This is a genomic window from Streptomyces sp. NPDC048644 (genome assembly GCF_043199105.1).
Lineage (GTDB): Bacteria > Actinomycetota > Actinomycetes > Streptomycetales > Streptomycetaceae > Streptomyces.
The window spans coordinates 53,708-73,968 of the sequence record NZ_JBICVO010000010.1 but is presented as its reverse complement, the minus strand read 5'-3'; the positions used below and the strand labels follow the sequence as shown (position 1 = coordinate 73,968).

19 protein-coding genes are annotated in these 20,261 nt (G+C 72.1%); 13 read left to right on the top strand and 6 right to left on the bottom strand.

The window, feature by feature from the left end; translation table 11 throughout:
* Positions 1 to 87 precede the first annotated feature (87 nt).
* From ACGFNI_RS23355 to ACGFNI_RS23330, 6 genes are all read left to right on the top strand, one after another.
* Positions 88 to 1,935: a phosphatidylglycerol lysyltransferase domain-containing protein gene (locus ACGFNI_RS23355; RefSeq protein WP_393686560.1), complete on the top strand. Its 1,848-nt coding sequence runs from the start codon at positions 88 to 90 to the stop codon at positions 1,933 to 1,935.
* A 139-nt stretch (positions 1,936 to 2,074) separates the two neighbouring features.
* Entirely contained in the window at positions 2,075 to 2,980 is a 906-nt protein-coding gene (gene folP, locus ACGFNI_RS23350; RefSeq protein ID WP_393686559.1) for a dihydropteroate synthase, read from the top strand.
* A gap of 5 nt (positions 2,981 to 2,985) precedes the next feature.
* A complete protein-coding gene (locus tag ACGFNI_RS23345; RefSeq protein ID WP_393686558.1) occupies positions 2,986 to 3,477 on the top strand; it encodes a nuclear transport factor 2 family protein in 492 nt (163 codons plus the stop codon).
* Positions 3,478 to 3,844: 367 nt separating this feature from the next.
* Positions 3,845 to 4,204: a dihydroneopterin aldolase gene (gene folB / locus ACGFNI_RS23340; RefSeq protein ID WP_393686557.1), complete on the top strand. Its 360-nt coding sequence runs from the start codon at positions 3,845 to 3,847 to the stop codon at positions 4,202 to 4,204.
* A complete protein-coding gene (gene folK, locus ACGFNI_RS23335) occupies positions 4,201 to 4,794 on the top strand; it encodes a 2-amino-4-hydroxy-6-hydroxymethyldihydropteridine diphosphokinase (RefSeq protein WP_393686556.1) in 594 nt (197 codons plus the stop codon). Before folB ends, folK begins: the two co-directional genes overlap by 4 nt.
* Positions 4,795 to 4,964: 170 nt before the next feature.
* Positions 4,965 to 5,447 (top strand): DUF3180 domain-containing protein, encoded by a 483-nt coding sequence (locus ACGFNI_RS23330; RefSeq protein WP_393686555.1) that lies wholly within the window; start codon positions 4,965 to 4,967, stop codon positions 5,445 to 5,447.
* Between the two features lie 26 nt (positions 5,448 to 5,473).
* On the opposite strand, the gene ACGFNI_RS23325 is transcribed toward ACGFNI_RS23330, so the two are convergent.
* Positions 5,474 to 6,676 carry an ABC transporter ATP-binding protein gene (locus tag ACGFNI_RS23325; protein WP_393686554.1) on the bottom strand — a complete coding sequence of 401 codons (1,203 nt, stop codon included), beginning with the start codon at positions 6,674 to 6,676 and terminating at the stop codon, positions 5,474 to 5,476.
* A 182-nt stretch (positions 6,677 to 6,858) separates the two neighbouring features.
* On the opposite strand from ACGFNI_RS23325, the gene ACGFNI_RS23320 reads away from it, so the two are divergent.
* The 4 genes from ACGFNI_RS23320 (at position 6,859) to ACGFNI_RS23305 (ending at position 10,952) form a co-directional block, all read left to right on the top strand.
* Positions 6,859 to 7,650, top strand: a complete 792-nt coding sequence (locus tag ACGFNI_RS23320; RefSeq protein WP_393686711.1) for an ABC transporter permease — start codon at positions 6,859 to 6,861, stop codon at positions 7,648 to 7,650.
* A 3-nt stretch (positions 7,651 to 7,653) separates the two neighbouring features.
* Positions 7,654 to 8,391, top strand: coding sequence for an ABC transporter permease (locus ACGFNI_RS23315; protein ID WP_393686553.1), 738 nt, complete (start codon positions 7,654 to 7,656; stop codon positions 8,389 to 8,391).
* 89 nt (positions 8,392 to 8,480) lie between these two features.
* Positions 8,481 to 9,449 carry an ABC transporter substrate-binding protein gene (locus ACGFNI_RS23310; RefSeq protein WP_393686552.1) on the top strand — a complete coding sequence of 323 codons (969 nt, stop codon included), beginning with the start codon at positions 8,481 to 8,483 and terminating at the stop codon, positions 9,447 to 9,449.
* Between the two features lie 63 nt (positions 9,450 to 9,512).
* The gene (locus ACGFNI_RS23305) at positions 9,513 to 10,952 is read left to right on the top strand and encodes a hypothetical protein (RefSeq protein ID WP_393686551.1); all 1,440 of its coding nucleotides are present in this window, start codon (positions 9,513 to 9,515) and stop codon (positions 10,950 to 10,952) included.
* A gap of 264 nt (positions 10,953 to 11,216) precedes the next feature.
* Here the strand turns inward: ACGFNI_RS23305 and ACGFNI_RS23300 are convergent, their stop codons facing one another.
* Both ACGFNI_RS23300 and ACGFNI_RS23295 read right to left on the bottom strand, forming a co-directional pair.
* On the bottom strand, positions 11,217 to 12,359 hold the full coding sequence (locus ACGFNI_RS23300; RefSeq protein WP_393686550.1) for an NADH-quinone oxidoreductase subunit D: 1,143 nt from the start codon (positions 12,357 to 12,359) through the stop codon (positions 11,217 to 11,219).
* A gap of 95 nt (positions 12,360 to 12,454) precedes the next feature.
* Positions 12,455 to 13,543, bottom strand: a complete 1,089-nt coding sequence (locus ACGFNI_RS23295; protein WP_393686549.1) for an SAM-dependent methyltransferase — start codon at positions 13,541 to 13,543, stop codon at positions 12,455 to 12,457.
* 194 nt (positions 13,544 to 13,737) lie between these two features.
* On the opposite strand from ACGFNI_RS23295, the gene ACGFNI_RS23290 reads away from it, so the two are divergent.
* The 3 genes from ACGFNI_RS23290 (at position 13,738) to ACGFNI_RS23280 (ending at position 16,774) form a co-directional block, all read left to right on the top strand.
* Complete coding sequence (locus ACGFNI_RS23290) at positions 13,738 to 14,940, top strand: sensor histidine kinase (protein ID WP_393686548.1); 1,203 nt, start codon at positions 13,738 to 13,740, stop codon at positions 14,938 to 14,940.
* A gap of 148 nt (positions 14,941 to 15,088) precedes the next feature.
* Positions 15,089 to 15,784, top strand: a complete 696-nt coding sequence (locus tag ACGFNI_RS23285; protein ID WP_393686547.1) for a response regulator — start codon at positions 15,089 to 15,091, stop codon at positions 15,782 to 15,784.
* Positions 15,785 to 16,054: 270 nt separating this feature from the next.
* Positions 16,055 to 16,774 (top strand): glycoside hydrolase family 75 protein, encoded by a 720-nt coding sequence (locus ACGFNI_RS23280; protein WP_393686546.1) that lies wholly within the window; start codon positions 16,055 to 16,057, stop codon positions 16,772 to 16,774.
* 156 nt (positions 16,775 to 16,930) lie between these two features.
* On the opposite strand, the gene ACGFNI_RS23275 is transcribed toward ACGFNI_RS23280, so the two are convergent.
* From ACGFNI_RS23275 to ACGFNI_RS23265, 3 genes are all read right to left on the bottom strand, one after another.
* On the bottom strand, positions 16,931 to 18,049 hold the full coding sequence (locus tag ACGFNI_RS23275; RefSeq protein ID WP_393686545.1) for a DUF5937 family protein: 1,119 nt from the start codon (positions 18,047 to 18,049) through the stop codon (positions 16,931 to 16,933).
* 332 nt (positions 18,050 to 18,381) lie between these two features.
* A complete protein-coding gene (locus tag ACGFNI_RS23270; RefSeq protein ID WP_393686544.1) occupies positions 18,382 to 18,987 on the bottom strand; it encodes a GrpB family protein in 606 nt (201 codons plus the stop codon).
* A 48-nt stretch (positions 18,988 to 19,035) separates the two neighbouring features.
* A complete protein-coding gene (locus tag ACGFNI_RS23265) occupies positions 19,036 to 20,256 on the bottom strand; it encodes a threonine aldolase family protein (protein ID WP_393686543.1) in 1,221 nt (406 codons plus the stop codon).
* Positions 20,257 to 20,261 lie beyond the last annotated feature (5 nt).

Sequence of the window (20,261 nt, the reverse complement as noted above, 5' to 3'; positions counted from 1 at the left end):
CCCTGGAACGCCGTCATACAGGGCGCAAAAAGTCCAGATGCTGCGACAAGGCTCGCACGTTCTCTCGACCCGGGCGACGGGAAAGTGATGTCTGACAGGCTAGATGGCGAAAAGTCGGAGACGGTTGCGTGGCGCACGCCACGCTGGCTCCGCGGGCCGCGGCCCGAGTCGGTGCCGCGGTGCGTCGGCACGGCCGGTGTCCTCATCGGTCTGCTCAACCTCGTGGCAGGCATCTTCCCGCGGTTCCGGCACAGCCGGGTGCACGCCTTGGCCGAGGTGCTGCCGGGCGCGGTCAGCCCGCTGGCCGCCGCCGCGTCCCTCGTCGTCGGCATTCTGCTGCTCCTCCTGGCGCACGGCCTCAAACGACGTAAGCGGCGGGCCTGGGCGGCTGCCGTGGCGCTGCTCCCGGTCGGTATCGCCGCGCAGCTCGTCTACCGCCACTCCTTCATCGGGGCGGTGCTTTCGCTGGCGCTGCTGGCGTTCCTGCTGTGGCACCGCAAGGAGTTCGCCGCGCTGCCCGACCCGCGCAGCCGCTGGAAGGCGGTGGCCAACGCCGTGGTGCTGGGCGGCGCCAGCTTCGGCATCGGCTTGGTGATCGTCAGCTCGCACCCCGGCAAGATCGTCGGTTCGCCGTCCCTGTGGGAGCGGGTCCAGCACGTGCTGTGGGGCCTGTTCGGCTTCGAGGGCCCGATCGCCTACACACACCGGGTCGACTACACCGTCGGCTATTCGCTCGGCGCGCTCGGCCTGCTCACCCTCGCCACCACCGCGTATCTGGCGTTCCGCCCGGAGCATCCGGTGGCCCGGCTCACCGACGAGGACGAGTCGCGGCTGCGGGAGCTGCTGGCCAAGCACGGGGGCCGCGACTCGCTCGGCTACTTCGCGCTCCGCCGCGACAAGGGCGCGGTCTTCTCGCCGACCGGCAAAGCCGCGGTCTGCTACCGGGTGATCTCCGGCGTGATGCTCGCCAGCGGCGACCCGATCGGTGACGTCGAGGCGTGGCCCGGCGCGATCGAGCGGTTCATGGAGGAGGCGCGGGCGCACTCCTGGACGCCGGCGGTGACCGGGTGCAGCGAGACCGGCGGCCAGGTGTGGACCCGGGAGACCGGCATGGACGCGCTGGAGCTGGGCGACGAGGCGATCGTCGACGTCGCGGACTTCAGCCTCACCGGGCGCGCGATGCGCAACGTACGGCAGATGGTCAAGCGCATCGAGCGCAACGGCTACGAGACCCGGGTGCGCCGGGTGCGCGACCTGGAGCCGGACGAGCTGGCGCGCATCCAGCTGGCCGCGGACGCCTGGCGGGACACCGACACCGAGCGCGGCTTCTCCATGGCGCTGGGGCGGATCGACGCGGTGACCGACGGCGACGCGGTGATAGCCACCGCGCACCAGGCACCCGCCGACGGCGAGGAGCCCGGTCCTTTCGGCGACCTGAAGGCGATGCAGCACTACGTGCCGTGGGGTGGCGACGGCATCTCGCTTGAGCTGATGCGCCGCGACCGCAGCGCCGACCCCGGGATGAACGAACTGCTGATCGTCGCCGCGCTGCAGGCCGCGCCCGATCTGAAGATCAAGCAGGTGTCGCTGAACTTCGCGGTCTTCCGCTCCTCTCTGGAGCGCGGCGAGAAGCTGGGCGCGGGCCCGGTCATCCGGGTGTGGCGCGGCATGCTGGTCTTCCTGTCCCGCTGGTACCAGATCGAGTCGCTGTACAAGTTCAACGACAAGTTCAGGCCCCGTTGGGAGCCCCGCTTCGTGGTGTTCCGCAACAGCCGGGACATCCCGCGGATCGGCCTGGCGGCGCTCCAGGCCGAGGGCTATCTGGAGCTGGGCCTGCCGCGGGCGCTGCGCCGCCGCAAGCCCGTCGAGCCGCGGCCCTGCGCGCACACGGATGCGCCCCGGCCGGCCGCGAGCGCCATGGAGCACGCGGCCTGAGCGGGGCGTACCGGGTGCGCGGGCGGCGGCCGGTGGCCGTCGCGCAGGCGCAAGGGTCTTTCGTTCGGATCGTGCCGGGCTCGCGGGGGCCGGCATGATCCGAACGAAAGACCCTTGGTACACCGCCTACGCTGGTGGCATGAGTACCTCGCGTGACCGGGTGGCCGGACTTCCGGACTGGGACCGCTGTGCGGTGATGGGCGTGGTGAACGTCACGCCCGATTCGTTCTCCGACGGCGGCCAGTGGTTCGACACCGAGCTGGCCGTCAAACACGGTCTCGATCTGGTGGCGCAGGGCGCCGACCTGGTGGACGTGGGCGGCGAGTCGACCCGCCCCGGCGCCGCGCGGGTGGACGAGGCCGAGGAGCTGCGCCGTGTCGTCCCCGTCGTACGGGAGCTGGCCGCCGCGGGCGCGGTGGTCTCCGTCGACACCATGCGGGCCGCCGTCGCCGAGCAGGCGGTGCAGGCGGGGGCGCGGCTGGTCAACGACGTGAGTGCGGGCGCAGCCGATCCGGCGATGGTGCCGACGGTGGCCGCCGCGTACGTCCCGTTCGTGGTGATGCACTGGCGGGGCCGGTCCATCGACATGAACAACCGTGCCGTCTACGCGGACGTCGTCGGCGAGGTCGTGGACGAGCTGGGCCGCAGCATGGAGCGGGCGGTGGCGGGCGGCATCGACCCGGAGCGGATAGTGATCGACCCGGGTCTGGGCTTCGCCAAGGACGCCGGGCACGATCTCGCGCTGGTCGCCCGGCTGGGCAGGCTGCGCGCCCTGGGCCGTCCGCTGCTGGTGGCCGCATCGAGGAAACGGTTCCTGGGCAGGGTGCTGGCGGGCGGTGAAGGAACCGCCCCGCCGCCGGCCAGGGAGCGGGACGCGGCGACGGCGGCGGTGTCGGCGATCGTGGCGCGCGAGGGGGCCTGGGCGGTGCGGGTGCACGAGGTGCGGGCGAGCGCGGACGCGGTACGCGTGGCCCGCGCGGTGGAACGCGCGGCGGGCACGGCCGGCCGCGAGGACATGACGGCGAACGCGACGGGAACGGTGTGAGCGGCTTGCGCCCACGTACGGACATCGAGCTGGTCGAGCAGGCGAACACGACCCTGTACGAGACCATCGAGCGCGGCGACCACGAAGCCATGTCCGGGTTGTGGCTGGACGGCCAGGTCAGCGTCGTCCATCCCGGGTGGCCTGTGCTGCGCGGGCGTGGCGAGGTGCTCCGCTCGTACGCGCTGATCATGGCCAACACCGAGTACATCCAGTTCTTTCTCACCGACGTCGAGATCGATGTGATGGGTGACACGGCACTGGTGACGTGTACGGAGAACATCCTCAGCGGCGGGCCCGCCGAGGACGACGGATCGGTGGGGCCGCTTATCGGCCAACTGGTCGTCGCGACGAACGTCTTCCGGCGTACCGAGGAGGGCTGGCGGGTGTGGTCGCACCACGGCTCGCCGGTGCTGACGGACGGCGAGGGCGACGGCGACGAGGACGGCGACGACGAGGACGGCGCGGCCGGTCCCGGCGGGGCGCCCGGCGCGGTCTGAGGAGGACCGCGGGACGTCGCCGTCCGGGCCTCCGGGCGCCGCGGCAGGGTGATGGCGGGCGTCAGCGGGGTGATCGGGAGCGCACCCGTTCGAGCCAAGTGCGGTGTGGGTAGGGGTGGGGGACGCGGTCCGGGGTAACCGGGGTAGGAGGCCGCGCGGGCGGCCTCACGGCTGTCCGGGCCCGGCCCGACTGGCGGGTTCCTAGCAGCAGTGAGGGGCCTTGTCCATAGCCCCCATGGGCGAGCGCTGTCGGTGTTCGCAGGTAGATTCGACGACGGGCGGTGTGCCGGACAGGTTCGGCGCATGTCCGGAATTCCGACGAGCAGTGGTGCCAAAGGTGCCAGTGGGACCAGTGGGAGTGATTCGCGTGGATCGTGTCGCGCTGCGTGGGCTGAAGGCCCGAGGGCACCACGGGGTGTTCCCCCGAGAACGCGAGGAGGGCCAGACCTTCATCGTGGACCTGGTGCTGGGGCTCGACACCCGCCCGGCAGCAGCCACCGACGACCTTGCGAAGACCGTGCACTACGGCGTGGTGGCCGAGGAGGTGGTGGCCGTCGTCGAGGGCGATCCGGTCGACCTCATCGAGACCCTCGCGGAGCGGATCGCCACCCAGTGCCTGAAGCACGAGGGGGTGCAGGAGGTGGAGGTGGTGGTGCACAAGCCGGATGCCCCGATCACCGTCCCCTTCGACGACGTGACCATCACCATCACCCGGAGTCGAGTATGACCAGCAGTGACCCGACCGTTCAGCCGGTGCCCGCCTCCGTGGTGGAGCAGGTGGACGCGGCGGATGTGACCCTGTCCAACCCGAAGCGCGCCGTGATCTCCCTCGGCAGCAACCTCGGCAACCGCCTGGAGACGCTCCAGGGTGCCGTCGACGCACTGGAGGACACCCCGGGACTGCGGGTCAAGGCGGTCTCCCCGGTGTACGAGACCGAGCCGTGGGGCGTGACCCCGGGCTCGCAGCCCTCGTACTTCAACGCCGTCGTGCTGGTGAAGACGACGCTGCCGCCGGACTCCCTCCTGGAGCGCGGGCACGCGATCGAGGAAGCCTTCGAGCGGGTGCGGGACGAGCGCTGGGGCCCGCGCACGATCGACGTCGACATCCTCGCCTACCAGGACGTGGTCTCCGACGACCCGCGGCTGACGCTGCCGCACCCGCGCGCCCACGAGCGTGCCTTCGTGCTGGTGCCGTGGCACGACGTCGACCCGTCGGCCGAGGTGCCTGGCCACGGCGCGGTCGCCGAACTGCTGGCCTCGGTCGGCAGCCAGGGCGTGCAGGCGCGCGCCGACCTGGAACTGCACCTGCCCGAGTAGTCGTTAGGCTTGCGGGTCGCGTACGGCGTCCGGGCCGCGCGATGTGGTTGCGTACGGCGTGACGCACGGCGTGATCGCGGAGGCCGCGGTGGCGCGGACGCGGGTGTACGTGACGGACGACTCGATCAGGACAGCGGGGCAGCCATGAGGGCGCAAGGGGCGATGGCTCGGTGAAGCAGCTACGAATCAAGGTGCTGGTCGGGCTGTTTCTGGTGGCCGGGGTGCTGGCGTGGGCCGGCGCCCGGCTGTGGGACAGCCTGGGCACCCTGCCGAGCGTGCCGCTGGCCGCGCCGATCGTGCTGGCGCTGATCGCGGCCGTGCTGGCCGCCACCGCCCTCTCGTTCCGCGCGCGGCTGCGGGCGCAGCGCGAGCGGCGCTCCGGCGCGAAGGGTGTGGAGCCGCTGGTCGCCGCCCGTGCGGTGGTGTTCGGGCAGGCGAGCGCTCTGGTGGCGGCGCTGGTCGCGGGGCTGTACGGCGGCGCGGGCGTCTTCCTGCTGATCTCGGGCATGGATGTCGCGCCGCGCCGGGACCAGGCGATCTACGCCGGTCTCTCGGTGCTGGCGGGCGCCGCCGTGGTGGCGGCGGCGATCTTCCTGGAGCGGGTCTGCAAGCTGCCGGACGACGAGGACGAAGCGGGCGCCACCGCGGCGTAGGCGGACGGCAGGTCAGCGGCCTCCGGTCAGCGGCCTCCGGGCACCGCGTCCAGGGACACCTCGTCGCGCGGGATGCGCGCGGCGTCGGCGCCGGTGGAGCGGCGCAGCGCGGCGTGCAGCCGGCCGGGGGTGAGGACGCCGCGGTAGTCCGTGCCGTCCAGGACCGCTATCCAGCCGGCGTCGTGCTGGAGCATCGCGCTGAACGCCTCCTTGAGGGGCGCGCCCAGGGGCAGCGCGGCGTCCATCGGGCGGGCGTGGTCGCGGACGGTGCCCGCGGCGGACTTCGTGGTGCCGGGCGAGGCCGCGGCGTCCGGTGCCGGGCCGCCGAGCGCGGCGGCGGACACCCAGCCGTACGGGGACGCGTCGGCGTCCAGGACGACCGCCCAGGAGGCGTCGTCGGCCGCGAGGAGGGCGGCTGCCCGGTCCGCGGGGTCGTCGAGGCGGACGACCGGCGGCGTATCGAGGTCGCCGCTCTCGACGGGGGTGACGGAGAGCCGCTTGAGGCCGCGGTCCGCGCCGACGAAGGCGGCTGCGTACGGGGTGGCCGGTGCGCCCAGGACCGTTGCCGGGGTGTCGAACTGCTCGATCCTGCCCTCCCCGTAGACGGCGATGCGGTCGCCGAGGCGGACCGCCTCCTCGATGTCGTGGGTGACGAAGAGGACCGTCTTGTGGAGGGTGGACTGGAGGCGGAGGAATTCGTTCTGGAGGTGTTCGCGGACGACGGGGTCGACGGCGCCGAAGGGTTCGTCCATGAGGAGGACGGGTGGGTCGGCGGCGAGTGCGCGGGCCACGCCGACGCGTTGGCGCTGGCCGCCGGAGAGCTGGTCGGGGTAGCGGTCGCCGTAGACGGCCGGGTCCAGGCCGACCAGGTCGAGGAGTTCGGCTGCCCGCTCGCGGGCCTTCTTGCGCTGCCAGCCGAGGAGGTGCGGGACGGTCGCGGTGTTGTCCAGGACGGTTTTGTGGGGGAAGAGCCCGACCTGCTGGATGACGTAGCCGATCCGGCGGCGCAGTTCGACGGGGTCGATGGCGGATATGTCATCGCCGTCGAGGTGGATGCTGCCGCTGGTGGGCTCGATGAGCCGGTTCACCATCTTCATCGTCGTCGTCTTGCCGCACCCCGACGGGCCGACGAGCGTGACGAGTTCACCCTTCGCGACCTCGAAGGAGAGGTCGTCGACGGCGGTGGTGCCGTCGGGGTAGCGCTTGGTGACGTGCGCGAAGCGGATCATCTTTCCCCCAAGGTGGACGGTTCCATTGTGACCAGGCAGTTGTGAACGCGATGTGGCGGATGAATGGCGGGCCGGGCCGATTGTCAGTGGTGGGGGATAGGGTCGCAGACAGTCACCGAAAATGTGAGCGACAGGGGCGGGGGAGGTGACGACGGGTGAGTGTGCCGTGGGGTACGCAGCTGATGGCACAGCTGCCGGCGAGCCTGCCGACACAGCTGACCGGACATCACGTGGCGCAGGCGGCCGGGCAGCCGGGCGGCCCGAGCTGCCTGGAGGCGAACGACTGGATCTGCGGTGAGTACGTCCGCACCCGGAGCCAGGAGCTGCTGGACGCGACGCTCCAGCACATCGGGATCACCGTCGCGTCCGTCGTCATCGGGCTGCTGATCGCCTTTCCGCTGGCGCTGGCCGCCCGGCGCTGGCGGGCCGCAGCCGGGCCGGTCCTGGGGCTGACGACGGTGCTGTACACGGTCCCTTCGCTGGCGATGTTCGCCCTGCTGACGCCGGTCTTCGGGGTCTCCGTCTCGGTGGTCGTCACGGGCCTGGTGCTCTACTCGCTGACGATCCTGGTGCGGAACATCCTCGCCGGGCTCGAAGCGGTGCCGGGCGAGGTCCGGGAGGCCGCCCGCGGGATGGGGTACGGCTCGCTGCGGCTGCTGTTCGGCGTGGAACTCCCGCTGGCGATACCGGCGTTGGTGGCCGGGCTGCGGATCGCCACGGTGTCGACGGTGGCGATGACGACGATCGGTTCCGTCGTCGGATACGGCGGCCTGGGGAATCTCATCGCCAGCGGCATGGAGGGCTTCTTCAAGGCGGAGGTGCTGACGGCTTCGGTGCTGTGCGTGCTGCTGGCGCTGGTGGCCGATCTGCTGCTGCTGGCACTCCAGCGGCTGCTGACGCCGTGGACGCGGGCGCAGGCGCGGGCCAGGTCGCGTGCGCGGCGCGCGGCACGGGTGACGAAGGCGGTGGCCTGAGCGATGGATGCGATCACGGGCGCCTGGCAGTGGCTGATGTCGGCCGCCAACTGGGCCGGGGAAAAAGGGGTATGGCACCGGCTCGGCGAGCACGTCCAGCTCAGCGCGGTCTGCCTGGTCATCTCCTGCCTGATAGCCCTGCCGGTGGCGCTCTGGCTGGGGCACATCGGCAAGGGCGGGACGCTGGCGGTCAACCTCTCCAACATCGGGCGGGCGGTGCCGACCTTCGCGGTGCTGGTGCTGCTGACGCTCAGCCCGCTGGGAAAGCAGGGCGACTGGCCGACCGTCATCGCGCTGGTGCTGTTCGCGATACCGCCGCTGCTGACCAACGCCTACCTGGGGATGCGGGAGGCGGACCGCGACGTGGTCGAGGCGGCCCGGGGGATGGGCATGTCGGGCCCGCAGCTCCTGCTGCGGGTGGAACTGCCGCTCGCCTACCCCCTGATCATGACCGGGCTGCGGTCGGCCACCGTGCAGGTCGTCGCGACCGCCACACTGGCCGCGCTGGCCGGCGGCGGCGGGCTCGGCCGGATCATCACCGCGGGCTTCGGCAACTACGACACCCCGCAGGTCGTCGCGGGCGCCGTGCTGGTGGCCGTACTGGCGCTGGCCGTTGAGGGCGCGCTGATCCTCGTGGACCGGCTGTTCGACCCGATGCGGGGGCGGCGGCGCCGCGCCAAGGGCCGCGGGCGGCGCGGCGGCCGTGGTGACGATGCGGTCGCGGTAGGGAAACCCGCCTGACGCGGCGCCGGCCCTTTGCCAAGCTGCCTTCCGCACGGTCCGCGCTCCAACCAGCACATCCGAACTCAACGAACCGAATGGTGAATCCCATGAGCAGCACGTCACGCGCGTCGCGCACCGCGCTTGTCGCGGGCACAGTGATCGCATTGGCGGCCGGGCTGGCCGCATGCGGCGGCGAAAGCCTTGAGGACAAGGGCGGAGTACCCAGCAAGGGGGACGGCAAGGGCGAGATCGTCGTCGGCTCTGCCGGTTTCACCGAGTCGAAGGTGCTCGCCGAGATCTATTCCAAGATCATTAACGATGCCGGATACGCCGCACGCGTACAGACACTCGCCAATCGCGAGCTGTATGAACCGGCCCTGGAGAAGGGCCAGATCGATGTCGTTCCGGAATACGCCTCCACCCTCGCCGAATTCCTCAACGCGAAGAAGAACGGCGCCAAGGCGAAGCCCGTCGCCTCCAGTGACATCGACAAGACCGTGACGGCGTTGAAGAAGCTCGCCGGGCCGCGCGGACTGAAGGTACTGCCGGTCGGTGAGGCAACCGACCAGAACGCCTTCGCCGTTACCAAGGAATTCGCCGCGGCGCACAAGCTGAAGACGCTCTCCGATCTCGGCGCGTCCGGGCAGAAGGTCACCCTGGCCGCCGGCGAGGAGTGCGAGACCAGGCCGTTCTGCAAGCCGGGCCTGGAGAAGTCCTACGGCATCGACGTCAAGGGCATCGATCCGAAGGGCGTCGGCACCACACCGGCCAAGCAGGCGGTCAAGGACGGCACCGATCAACTGGTGCTGACCACGACGACGGACGCCACCCTGGAGAACTTCGGTCTGGTGCTCCTGGACGACGACAAGAAGCTCCAGAACGCCGACAATGTGCTGCCCGTGGTGAATGCCAAGAGCGCCGGCAGCAAGGAGATCGAGACGGCTCTGGGCAAGCTCACGAGTGTGCTGACGACCAAGGACTTGATCAACTTGAACCGCAAGGTCGACGCCGAGCGACTCAAGCCCGCGGATGTCGCCCAGACATTTCTGGAGTCGAAGGGCCTGGTGAAGAAGTAACCACGGGGAACGGATCGGCGGGCGGGGCCCCATAGGCCCCGCACGCACGGTAAGTTTCTGGCCATGCCACGAGGACGCCACCGCCATTCACCACCCCTCCACCGGCTGCTTCCTCCCTCCTCGGTCGCCGTAACGTCGATCGCCTGCGCCGCGGGCGCGTGGTTCGTCGGCGACGACCTGGTGCAGCGGGGACTCGCAGCGGGTGCCGCAGCCGCCGCGGTCAGCGGCTCCGTCCTGCTGCGCGTCTGGGACCGCAAGGCCGGCAAGCGGGTCGCCGAGCTGAGCCGCGCCCGGACCCGTGACGAATGGCGGACCGAGGAGCGGATCGCCGAACTCGAAACGGACGTCGAGGAGGCCCGCGAGATACGAGCCGCCCTGGACACCAAGCTGCGGGCCAAGCGTGCCGAACTGGCCAGGCTGCGCACCGAACACGCCGATCTGCTGCGCCGTTACGCCACCGCCGAGACCGAGCGCGCCAGTGCCCTGGAGGGCCGTCGGCTGCTCGCGATCGAGGCGGCGGCCCCCGCCAAGGAGCTGACCGCGCTCGGCAGTGGCCTGCCCCGGCAGCCGCACGGCACCCCGGGCACGTCCGTCGAACGCAGCACCCGCACCGAAGGACAGGACGGCCCCGGGACCGACGGGCCGCAGACCGACGGCCCCGCCACCTCCGACCGTCCCGCCACCTCCGACCGTCCCGCCGCCTCCGACCGTCCCGCCGCATCCGGCGGCCGGCACGCGGCGCACGGCCGCCCCGCCATCGACAAGCGGGCCGCCACCGACAAGCGCGGCACGGCCGACGCGCGGGCCACGGACGGCCGTTCCGCGTCCGGTGCCACCTTCGCGCAGGCCGACCTGGCCCTCCGGCGGCTGGCCCGCAACGCCGCCCGCCAGCGCGACGAGAGCGCCCGCGGCCAGGGCGCACACGGTGTCCAGGACGGCAGCCGGAACCCCGCCCAGGACCGTCCGGAGCAGTCCGGCGGGCAGGACGGTGAGGACGGCCGGGGGAAGCCAGCGACGGCCACCGCGCGCACCGCCGAGGCCGCCGCCCCCGCGCTCCGCCACATCCCGGCCGCTGCCGCCGCCGTCGCACCGCCCGCGGCACCCGGCCCCCGGGCGTCCCGCGCCATCGGCGGCTTCGACTTCTTCGGCAACGCGGCGCCGCGCGAACTGCCCGCCCCGCTGGAGGAGGACCTCGCGGACGTCGTGGGCGACGAGGCCGTCGCCGAACAGTCGGCCCACGCCACCGCCCGCCTCCGCCCCGGCCAGACCCCGGAAGCGGCGGCTCAGGACGCCCGTACGGAAGAGGCCGGGGACGGGTGCCCGCAGACGGCTCCCGACGCGCGTACGGAGACGGCGCCCGACGGACCGGGGAACGCCGCCGATGACGGCGGCGAGGCCGGTGCCGAGGCTCCCGCGGAGGGTGTCGGCGAGGTCATCGACCTCACGGCGCACGACGAGACCGAACAGCTCGACGTGGCGGAGCTGCGCAGCGCCATCTCGTAACCGGCACTCGCCCTCCGGCACCTGCCCTCAGGCACTCGCCCTCCGGCACCTGCGCTCCGGCCCCGTCCCCGCCCGTCTCCCGGGCCGGAGGCGGGGCCGGACGCATGACACCGGTGCCGCGGCGAAGAAGGACCGGGCCGCCACGCCGCGCCGGCTGCCCGACGACGCGTCCGGCAGCACGCAGCCGAAGTGACGGCGGCAGGGGCACGGGCACAGACCGGGAGCGGCCCCGACTCGCGCCCCGCAGCGGCTGCTTGCCGACGTCTACTTGTCGATGTCGCCGACGACGAAGAACAACGACCCCAGGATCGCGACCATGTCCGCGACCAGCGTCCCCGGCAGCAGCTCGGTCAGCGCCTGGATGTTGTTGTACGAAGCGGACCGCAACTTCAGGCGGTACGGCGTCTTCTCGCCCTTGGACACCAGGTAGTAGCCGTTGATGCCGAGCGGGTTCTCCGTCCAGGCGTAGGTGGCGCCCTCCGGGGCCTTGAGGACCTTCGGGAGCCGCTGGTTGATCGGCCCTGGCGGCAGCTCGGCGATGCGGTCCAGGCAGGCGTCCGCGAGATCAAGCGAGTTGTGGCTCTGCTCCAGCAGGCACTCGAAACGCGCCAGACAGTCGCCCGCATCCCGGGTGACGACCTTGAGGGTGTCCTGGAGATCCGGGTACGCGAGATACGGCTCGTCGCGCCGCAGGTCGAAGTCGACACCCGAGGCGCGCGCGATCGGCCCGGAAACGCCGTACGCGTGCACCGCGTCACGGGACAGCACGCCGACGCCGCGGGTACGGCCGCGGAAGATCTCGTTGCCCAGGACGAGATTGTCGAACACGTCCATCCGGGAACGGACATCGGCGATGGCGTGCCGGACCCGGCCGAGCCACCCCGCCGGCAGGTCCTCCTTGAGGCCGCCCACCCGGTTGAACATGTAGTGCATCCGGCCGCCGGAGATCTCCTCCATGACGGTCTGGAGCTCCTCGCGCTCGCGGAAGGCGTGGAAGACCGGCGTGATGCCGCCCAGCTCCAGCGGGTACGAGCCGAGGAACATCAGGTGGTTGAGCACGCGGTTCAGCTCGGCGAGCAGCGTACGGGTCCACACGGCCCGCTCCGGGACCTCCATGCCCAGCATCCGCTCGACGCCCATCACCACGCCCAGCTCGTTGGAGAACGCCGACAGCCAGTCGTGACGGTTGGCGAGCATGACGATCTGCCGGTAGTCGCGCGCCTCGAACAGCTTCTCCGCGCCGCGGTGCATGTAACCGATCACCGGCTCGGCGTGCTGGATGCGCTCACCGTCAAGAACGAGGCGCAGCCGCAGCACGCCGTGCGTGGAGGGGTGCTGCGGGCCGATGTTCAGCACCATGTCGGTGCTCTCCGCCGCGCCGCCGATGCCGACCGTCGTCTCCGTCATGGGAACAGTCTCGCAGTTCGGCGGGGCGGGGACGGGAGGAGGTGGCGGAGCGGTACGGGCCGCGGGCGGGCCGGTGCCCGTACCGCGCCCGCGCCCTAGCCGCCGCCGTGCTCCCGCCGGACCCGCCCGGCGCCGAGATCGTCCAGGATTCCGGCACAGGCCGCGCCCACGGGCTCGACGAGCCAGCCGAAGCCGCCGAGCCCTGCGGGGTCCGTCAGCTCCGCGGCCTCGCCCGCGGTGGCCAGCGCCCGTACGTAGGCGGCGGGGTCGGTGGCGGCGAGGGGGAGCGGCGGGCGCCGGCCGGTCACGCCGAGGGCGCGCAGTGCCTCGCGCTGGGTCAGCAGCCCGGCCGCCGGGCCCGCGCACGCGTCCAGCGCGACATGCGCGGTGATGTCGCAGCCACCGTCCGGCACCGGGGGCACCTCCCGCCCCGCCCGGAACCCGGTCAGCGTGCCGAAGAGCGGACGGCCGTCCCGCCGGTGCGCGTAGTCGGCGGTGACCGCGAGCCCGGCACGCAGCGTACGGACGGCCCGCGCCCAGGCGGCGTCCCGCGGGCGGCCCACCTCGGCGCGCAGGCCGGGGGCGGGGGCGGCCCGGCCGGACTCCGGGACGAGGCCGGGCCACCAGCGGGCCAGCCACTGCGCGTCCGCGCCGCCGACCGGGTCGCCCAGCCGCTCCGTGCCGTCCGCGCCGACCAGCACCCGGCGCGGCACCCCGTCCGGATCGGTCTCGACGACCTCCACCGGAACGTTGTCGAGCCATTCGTTCGCGAACAGCAGCCCGGTCAGCGAACCGGGCGCCGGAAGCTCGGCCAGCCAGCCGATGCGCGGATCCAGACCGTCAGGACACGCGGCACGCTCGACGGCGTACGGGCGCAGCCGCGCGGACAGCGGGGCCGCGGCGCCCGCCGCCCCGGTCCGGTCCGTCAGCGCGTCCAGCACCCCCGTCAGCAACTCGCCGCGGCCCGCGCCGACGTCGACGAGCGCCAGCTCGTCCGGATGCCCGAGCGCCGCGTCGACCCGGCACAGGAGCCCGGCGACGGCACCGGCATAGAGGGGCGAGGCGTGCACGGAAGTACGGAAATGCCCCGCGGGACCGGGGCCGCCGGGCCGGGTGTAGAAACCGTCAGGACCGTAGAGGGCCGCTTCCGCCGCGTCCCGCCAGCCACACCACTCGCTTGTCACCGGACCACGGTACGCACGAGGGGGTGGCAGGTACACGCGGCGGGGGCGCTCGGCGGGCGGGATGGGCAGGAGGGACGAGCGCCGGGCGACGCCGTAGGCGTGCTCCGGTCTCCACCTTCTGGAGTAGACGCGGCGCACAGGATCGCCCCTCCGGTTGACCCGTACACCTATACGGCCTGCATACGCTGGGTTACGTGCAGCGCCTCTACGACTTCTTCCGCAGACACCCGACAGGGGTGGACTCCTTCTGGGCGTTCCTCCTCTTCGGGTTCAACTGCCTGTGGGTCGTGTCGCTGCCGGGCGGAGCCGTCGAGCAGTCCCTCGGCGCACTCTTCACCGTCGGCCTGTGCACCGTCATCGCGCTGCGCCGCAAGTGGCCCCAGTGGATGCTGCTGCTGGCCGTCGCGCTCGGCGTCGGACAGCTGATCGCCAACGTGCCGAGCAATCCCGGCGACTTCGCGATGCTGGTGATCATCTACACCGCCGCTTCCGGCACCACCCGCTGGGCCTCCCGGCTCGCCCTCACCGGCGGGCTCATCGGCCCCGCGCTCTCCCTGATGCGCTTCGACGGGGCGACCGGCAACCGCCCCGTCTGGGGGGACATCTTCGTCACGGCGCTGCTCACCGGCCCGTTCGTGCTCGCCTGGGTGCTCGGCGACTCCGTCAGGACCCGGCGCGCCTACTGGGCGCAGCTGGAGGAGAAGGCCACCCGGCTGGAGAAGGAGCGGGAGGCGCAGGCCCGCATCGCCGTCGCGGCCGAACGTGCCCGGATCGCCCGTGAACTGCACGACGTCGTCGCCCACAACGTCTCGGTGATGGTCGTCCAGGCCGACGGCGCCGCCTACGTCCTCGACAGTGCCCCGGAGCAGACCCGGCAGGCACTGGAAACCATCTCCGGCACCGGGCGGCAGGCACTGGCCGAAATGCGCCGCCTGCTCGGCGTGCTGCGCACCGGGGAGCAGCCCGAGAGCGGCGAGTACGTACCGCAGCCCGGCATGGAGCAGCTCGCCGACCTCGTCGACCAGGTACGGGGCGCCGGGCTGCCCGTCGACTTCCGGGTGGAGGGCGAGCCGCGGCCACTGCCCAGCAGCGTCGAACTCACCGCGTACCGCATCGTGCAGGAGGCGCTGACCAACACGCGCAAGCACGGCGGTCCCGACGTCGGCGCGACCGTCCGCCTCACCTACAGGGACGCCGACCTGGGCCTCCTCGTGGAGGACGACGGGCGGGGCGCGCAGCACGAACTCTACGAAGAGGGCGGCGCCGACGGCCTGGGGCACGGCCTCATCGGGATGCGCGAGCGGGTCGGCATGGTCGGCGGACGGCTGGAGGCCGGGCCACGCGAGGGCGGCGGCTTCCGGATCAATGCTGTCCTGCCGCTCAAGCCCGAACGGTGAGGGCGGTGCGAACCGGGCGGTGCGAACGGGGTGGTGCTTCCGGACGCCGAGCGGCGCCTGCCAGGTCCCCGCACCCGCTCCGGTGCGTCGGCCCGTACCCTGCACGCTCCGTACCCTGGAGCCCCACCCCCGAAGGGATCCCCTTGCCATGACCATCCGCGTGATGCTCGTCGACGACCAGGCGCTGCTGCGCACCGGCTTCCGGATGGTGCTCGCCGCGCAGCCCGACATGGAGGTCGTCGCCGAGGCTGGCGACGGCGTGCAGGCGCTGGAGGTGCTGCGCTCCACGAAGGTCGACGTCATCCTCATGGACGTCCGGATGCCTCATCTGGACGGCGTCGAGGCCACCCGGCGGATCTGCGAGGGCGGCCGGAACGAGGACGCGCCGAAGGTCCTCATCCTCACCACGTTCGACCTCGACGAGTACGCGTTCTCCGCGCTGAAGGCGGGCGCCAGCGGCTTCATGCTCAAGGATGTGCCGCCGAGTGAACTGCTGGGCGCCATCCGGGCCGTGGAGAGCGGCGACGCCGTCGTCGCTCCCTCCACCACCCGTCGGCTGCTGGACCGTTTCACCCCGATGCTGCCCGCCACGGCCGCCGAGCCGGACCGGCCCGAGCTGGGACGGCTCACGGAACGCGAGCGCGAGGTGCTGCTGCTGGTCGCGCAGGGGCTGTCGAACGCTGAGATCGCGGCGAAGCTGGTGCTGTCGGAGGCCACGGTCAAGACGCATGTCGGCCGAATCCTCACGAAGTTGAGCCTCCGGGACCGCGTCCAGGCCGTGGTCCTCGCCTACGAAACGGGCCTGGTACGGGCCGGGGGCGCGGGGTCGGGGCCGGGGGCCTAGCGGGGGTGGGCGTCTGGCGGGTCGGGCGCTCGGTGGGGACGGGTCAGGCGCCGGCGGAGGCGAGTGGGCGAAGCCTCGCCTCCGACCGGGCGAACAGCCGGTCCTGAGGGCACGTCGGGCGGGGCGTGCGGACCGGCGGGGGTCAGACTCGGGCCGGGAGACGACTGAGCCTGGCCGGAACCGCATCACCCAAAGGGTTGACGTGGACACGCAACAGGAGCAGATTGACCCCGCTCGGTAAGGAAACCTTCCTAATAGAGAGGTTCCCCAGTGCGGACACGCATCCTGGCACTCGCCACCGCCTCCGGTGCGGCACTCCTCGCCGCAGCCGCCCTGCCCGCCGCGGCCCAGCCGACCACCGCAGCACCCCCGCCGTCCGCCGGAAAGGCGCACCGCCTCCAGGAGGGCTCGGTCGGCGCATCCGACCTGCTCGCCAAGCTCGCCACGTGCGACCAGCTCTCCAAGGGCAAGTACCGCACCGACGAAGAGACTTCGGCCACCGTCCCGGTCTGCGGCAAGAACGGCGCAGTCTTCTGGAAGGCCGACATGGACATAGACTGCGACGGCCAGATCACCACCCAGTGCAACGCCGACACAGACCCCTGGTTCCAGGACGACACGGCGTTCCACCAGTCCAACGGCAAGCCGCTCAGCGCCGAGAAACTCCCGTACGTCGTGGTGCCGAGCGTCAGCGACATCTGGGACTACGGCGCGGCAGGCATCAAGGGCGGCGGCGTGGTCGCCATCATCTACAACAACCAGGTCGAGTACGCCGTCGTCGGCGACACCGGCCCGAACAAGATCATCGGTGAGGCGTCGTACGCAGCCGCCAAAAACCTGGGCATCGACCCCAACCCGGAGTCGGGCGGCGCCGATTCGGGCGTCACCTACCTCCTCTTCAAGAACTCCAAGGCCGACCCCATCGAGAGCCACGAAGACGCCGTCAGCCGCGGCGACGCCCTCGCGAAGAAGTTCCTTCAGGACAACTAGGAGCGGGGTGGCGGGGAGGGGGCGGGGAGGCAGGGAGGGGGCTGCAGGTCCCTGCTCCCCCCGGGGGGGCCTCCCCCCCTCCACCCCACCCCCACCGCAGCACTCCCTTGCGGGGGAGCGCTCCCTTACGGCACCGTCCCCCTGCGGCAGCACTCCCTACCGCAGCACCCCCTCCAGGAAGTCGCTGCCGAGTCGGGCCACTACCTGGAGGTCCAGCTGATGCAGGACGTATCGGCCACGGCGCCGCGTCTGGATCAGGCCGGCCTTCTTCAGCATCGCGACGTGCCGGGACACCTCGGGCGGCGTGATGCTGAACGCGGTGGCCAGTTCGCCCGTGGTGTGCGGCCCGCGTGACAGTGTCCGGCACAGCTGCATCCGCATCGGGTGACTCAGGGCCTCCAGCCGCTGCTGTACGAGTTCCAGTGCGGCCGGTGCCGGCAACTCCGGGCTGGCGACCGGGTATTGCAGCACGGGGCGCCAGCCCGGCGCGTGGCTGAGCAGCAGGTGCGGCCAGCCGAACGACGTCGGGATGAACGTCACGCCAGGGTCGGCCGCGTCCGAGAACGCCGTCGTGCGGCCCACGGCCAGCTTGTCGACGATGATGCGCTCGCCGTCGCTCCCCCTTCCGTCCTGGCCGCCGCTCTCCAGGGAGAGGGCGGTCGATGTCGCCGGCAGTGTTTCCGCCAGCCCTTTGTGCCGCAGCAGTTCGGTCTTGTGCCGGGCGTCCGCGGCCAGTTGGATGCCGACCCGTCGCCAGATGTCCCCGAAGAACTCCTCCTCACAGTCCTCGAACAGGCGGCGCAGCCACACCCGCAGCCCGTCGGGGTCGGTGAGCATGCGGTTGGTGAACGCCGCCTGGCGCGGCCCGCGCGCCGCCGCCATCTCCCGTACCCGCGCCCGCTCCTCGGCGTCCACGAGGGGTGAGGGCGTGACCATGGTGTAGCGGGACGAGCAGGTGACCTCGAAGGCTGCTGCCACGAACCGCTCGTCGTCGATCCGGTCGAGTGCGTCCAGGTCCTCGGCCAGCGTCGCCCCCGGGCGGGTCGGCAGCAGGATGTCGGAACGCGACGACCGCCACAGGAAGTCCGCCTCGCACAGACGGTCGGCGAGGTCGGTCTTCAGCCCTGCCGTGGTCGCCGTGACCCAGCCGTGCAGTCCGGGATGGTGGCCCGGCTCGGACAGCGCGTGCAGTGCGGCGCCCAGCTCCGCCAGGGGTGACGGGGCGAAGAGGAGACGCTCGGGCGGCAGCCCGGTGATGTCTATGACGTCGGCCATGCACCCATCATGCGCGATGCTTCGACCTGCACCGTTGTCGATTGACGGCTCTCGTCAATCGACGCGCCACGGCACTCGGCGGCGCCCCAGAGTGAGGGCATGAACGCACACCAGCAGCACATGCTCGACGCCTACCGTGCCGCCCAGCGCGGCGAGCGGGCCCCGGTTCTGCCGGGCGCCGACACCGTCCGTACCGTCCGCGAGATCCACCGGTGGCGACGCTTCAACGCGGTGATCACCGACCCCGCCGACCGCCTCCCGGCCCGCACCTTGCGCGCTGTACGGGCCCTGGGCGCTTCCTTCGCCCGTCTCACCCGGGGAGGCCGAGGCGGCTATCCGGAGGGCGGGCCTATGCCGGCCGTCCACCCGGAATCGGCCGACCAGCCGACGTCGGCCGCCCACCGTTCCGCCGCGCCCAGCAGCACGGTCGCCGCCGGCGCCTTGATCCGCCCGTACGAAGACAGTTCCGGCACGCTCAGCGCCAGCCGCTCCTTGAAGTCTCCCCACGCCCGCCGAGCCGGGTCGTCCGCGCGCAGGTAGTCGCGGAACAGCAGGGCGAAGCGGGCGTTGGGGCCGTCGGCCTCGCGGACATGGACATTGCACGACCGGGCGCCGACCGGCGGCGCGAAGACGCGCTTGCGGCACTGCGTCCCGAAGGACACCTCCGTGGTGTTCCACGGTTCGGGCCGCAGGCGGAAGCCGATCCCGGTGAGCCGTGCCACGTCCCGCGACGCGTCGAGCGACCCGACCCGCACCTGCACGTCGATGCAGTCCTTGGCCTGGAGCCCCGGAACCGAGGTGGAGCCGATGTGGTCGATGGCGACCGCGTCTTCACCCAGGGCGCCGCGCAGCCGTTCCGCCAGCTGTCCGAACTCGGCCTGCCACTCCGGCCGATGGGCGACCACGGTGGGCGGAGCGTTCTCATCGGGGAACGGCATGGTCACACCCCTCTCTGCTACTTGTCGCTGCCGTCCGCTCCTGGCGGTTCATGTCCGGTGTCCCTTCTGCACGCGGTCGAGGAAGTCCGTCAGCGCCGCCCGTATGCCGTCGGCCGTCCAGTGCAGTGCGGACGAACCCACCATCACCTCCGTCATCGCCAGTCCGGGCGGGCTTTCGTCGGACCACGCCCGGAACAGGCTGGTGTCCGTCTCCTGCGCCTGCCGCATGCCCGCGTCGTTCAGCACCTCTGCCGGGTACGGCAGCCACAGGTGGAACTGGTGGGTGAGCGGTTCGTCCGGCTGTACCCGGAACCACGGCACCCCGGCCGCGGCCAGGCCCTCCCGTAGTGCCCGCGCGACGACCTTCGCGTGCGCGACGTACTCCGGCAGCCGCGGGAGTTCGCGGTCCAGGCCGGCGAGCGCGGTGAGGACCGTCGGCCACTGCTGGAAGATCTGCCCGCCGTAGCGGTGCCGCCAGGCCCGGGTCTCCTCGACGAAGTCCTCGGTCCCGGCCAGCGCGGCGCCTCCTATGCCGCCGAGCGACTTGTAGAAGGAGACGTACACGCTGTCCGCGAGGGCGGCGATCTCCGGGAGGGAGCGCCCGAAGTGCGGGGTGCACTCCCAGATGCGGGCGCCGTCGAAGTGCACCACCGCGTCCCGCTCCCGGGCCGCGACGACAGTGGACGTCAGCTCCTCCCAGTCCGGCAGGACGAAGCCCGCGTCCCGCAGCGGCAGCTCCAGCGCCAGGGTGCCGAACGGCTCCTGGAGGTCGTATATCTCCTTGGCCGTGGGCAGCCGCGGAGCGTGCGTCGGGTGCACCATCCGCAGGCCGCTGACCGTCGCGTAGGCATCGCGCTCATGGACTTCCATGTGGGACAGCGGATGGCCGGCGACGGTCGTGCTGCCCGTGCGCCCCGCCCAGCAGCGCAGTGCCACTTGCTGCGCCATCGTCCCCGTGGGGAAGAACGCGGCGGCTTCGGTGCCCAGCGCGTCGGCGGTGCGGCGCTCCAGTTCGCCGACGATGCCGTCGCCGTTGCCGTATATGTCGGGCCACCGGTCGAGGTCGTAGGCGCCCGGGGCGTCGGCGGCCAGGCGCTCCAGGCGCTCGCGGAGCGTTGCGACCGGGGGGCCGCTGAGTGTCCGCTTCGTGCCGTGCCAGGCCGTCAGCCGCCGTGACCGTTCGCTCTCCGCCGGGCTGTCGTCCGGCGTTTCGGCGCTGTCGTCCCGCGCCGTCGTGTCCTGGTTCGTGTCCCGCTCGCTCCGGCTCATGATCC

Excerpts from the sequence above, each read along its gene's own strand:
- ACGFNI_RS23355 (WP_393686560.1), top strand. The coding sequence starts at position 88 with ATGTCTGACAGGCTAGATGGCGAAAAGTCGGAGACGGTTGCGTGGCGC.
- folP (WP_393686559.1), top strand. The coding sequence starts at position 2,075 with ATGAGTACCTCGCGTGACCGGGTGGCCGGACTTCCGGACTGGGACCGC.
- folK (WP_393686556.1), top strand. The coding sequence starts at position 4,201 with ATGACCAGCAGTGACCCGACCGTTCAGCCGGTGCCCGCCTCCGTGGTG.
- ACGFNI_RS23325 (WP_393686554.1), bottom strand. The coding sequence starts at position 6,676 with ATGATCCGCTTCGCGCACGTCACCAAGCGCTACCCCGACGGCACCACC.
- ACGFNI_RS23320 (WP_393686711.1), top strand. The coding sequence starts at position 6,859 with ATGGCACAGCTGCCGGCGAGCCTGCCGACACAGCTGACCGGACATCAC.
- ACGFNI_RS23315 (WP_393686553.1), top strand. The coding sequence starts at position 7,654 with ATGGATGCGATCACGGGCGCCTGGCAGTGGCTGATGTCGGCCGCCAAC.
- ACGFNI_RS23310 (WP_393686552.1), top strand. The coding sequence starts at position 8,481 with ATGAGCAGCACGTCACGCGCGTCGCGCACCGCGCTTGTCGCGGGCACA.
- ACGFNI_RS23305 (WP_393686551.1), top strand. The coding sequence starts at position 9,513 with ATGCCACGAGGACGCCACCGCCATTCACCACCCCTCCACCGGCTGCTT.
- ACGFNI_RS23300 (WP_393686550.1), bottom strand. The coding sequence starts at position 12,359 with ATGACGGAGACGACGGTCGGCATCGGCGGCGCGGCGGAGAGCACCGAC.
- ACGFNI_RS23285 (WP_393686547.1), top strand. The coding sequence starts at position 15,089 with ATGACCATCCGCGTGATGCTCGTCGACGACCAGGCGCTGCTGCGCACC.
- ACGFNI_RS23275 (WP_393686545.1), bottom strand. The coding sequence starts at position 18,049 with ATGGCCGACGTCATAGACATCACCGGGCTGCCGCCCGAGCGTCTCCTC.
- ACGFNI_RS23270 (WP_393686544.1), bottom strand. The coding sequence starts at position 18,987 with ATGCCGTTCCCCGATGAGAACGCTCCGCCCACCGTGGTCGCCCATCGG.
- ACGFNI_RS23265 (WP_393686543.1), bottom strand. The coding sequence starts at position 20,256 with ATGAGCCGGAGCGAGCGGGACACGAACCAGGACACGACGGCGCGGGAC.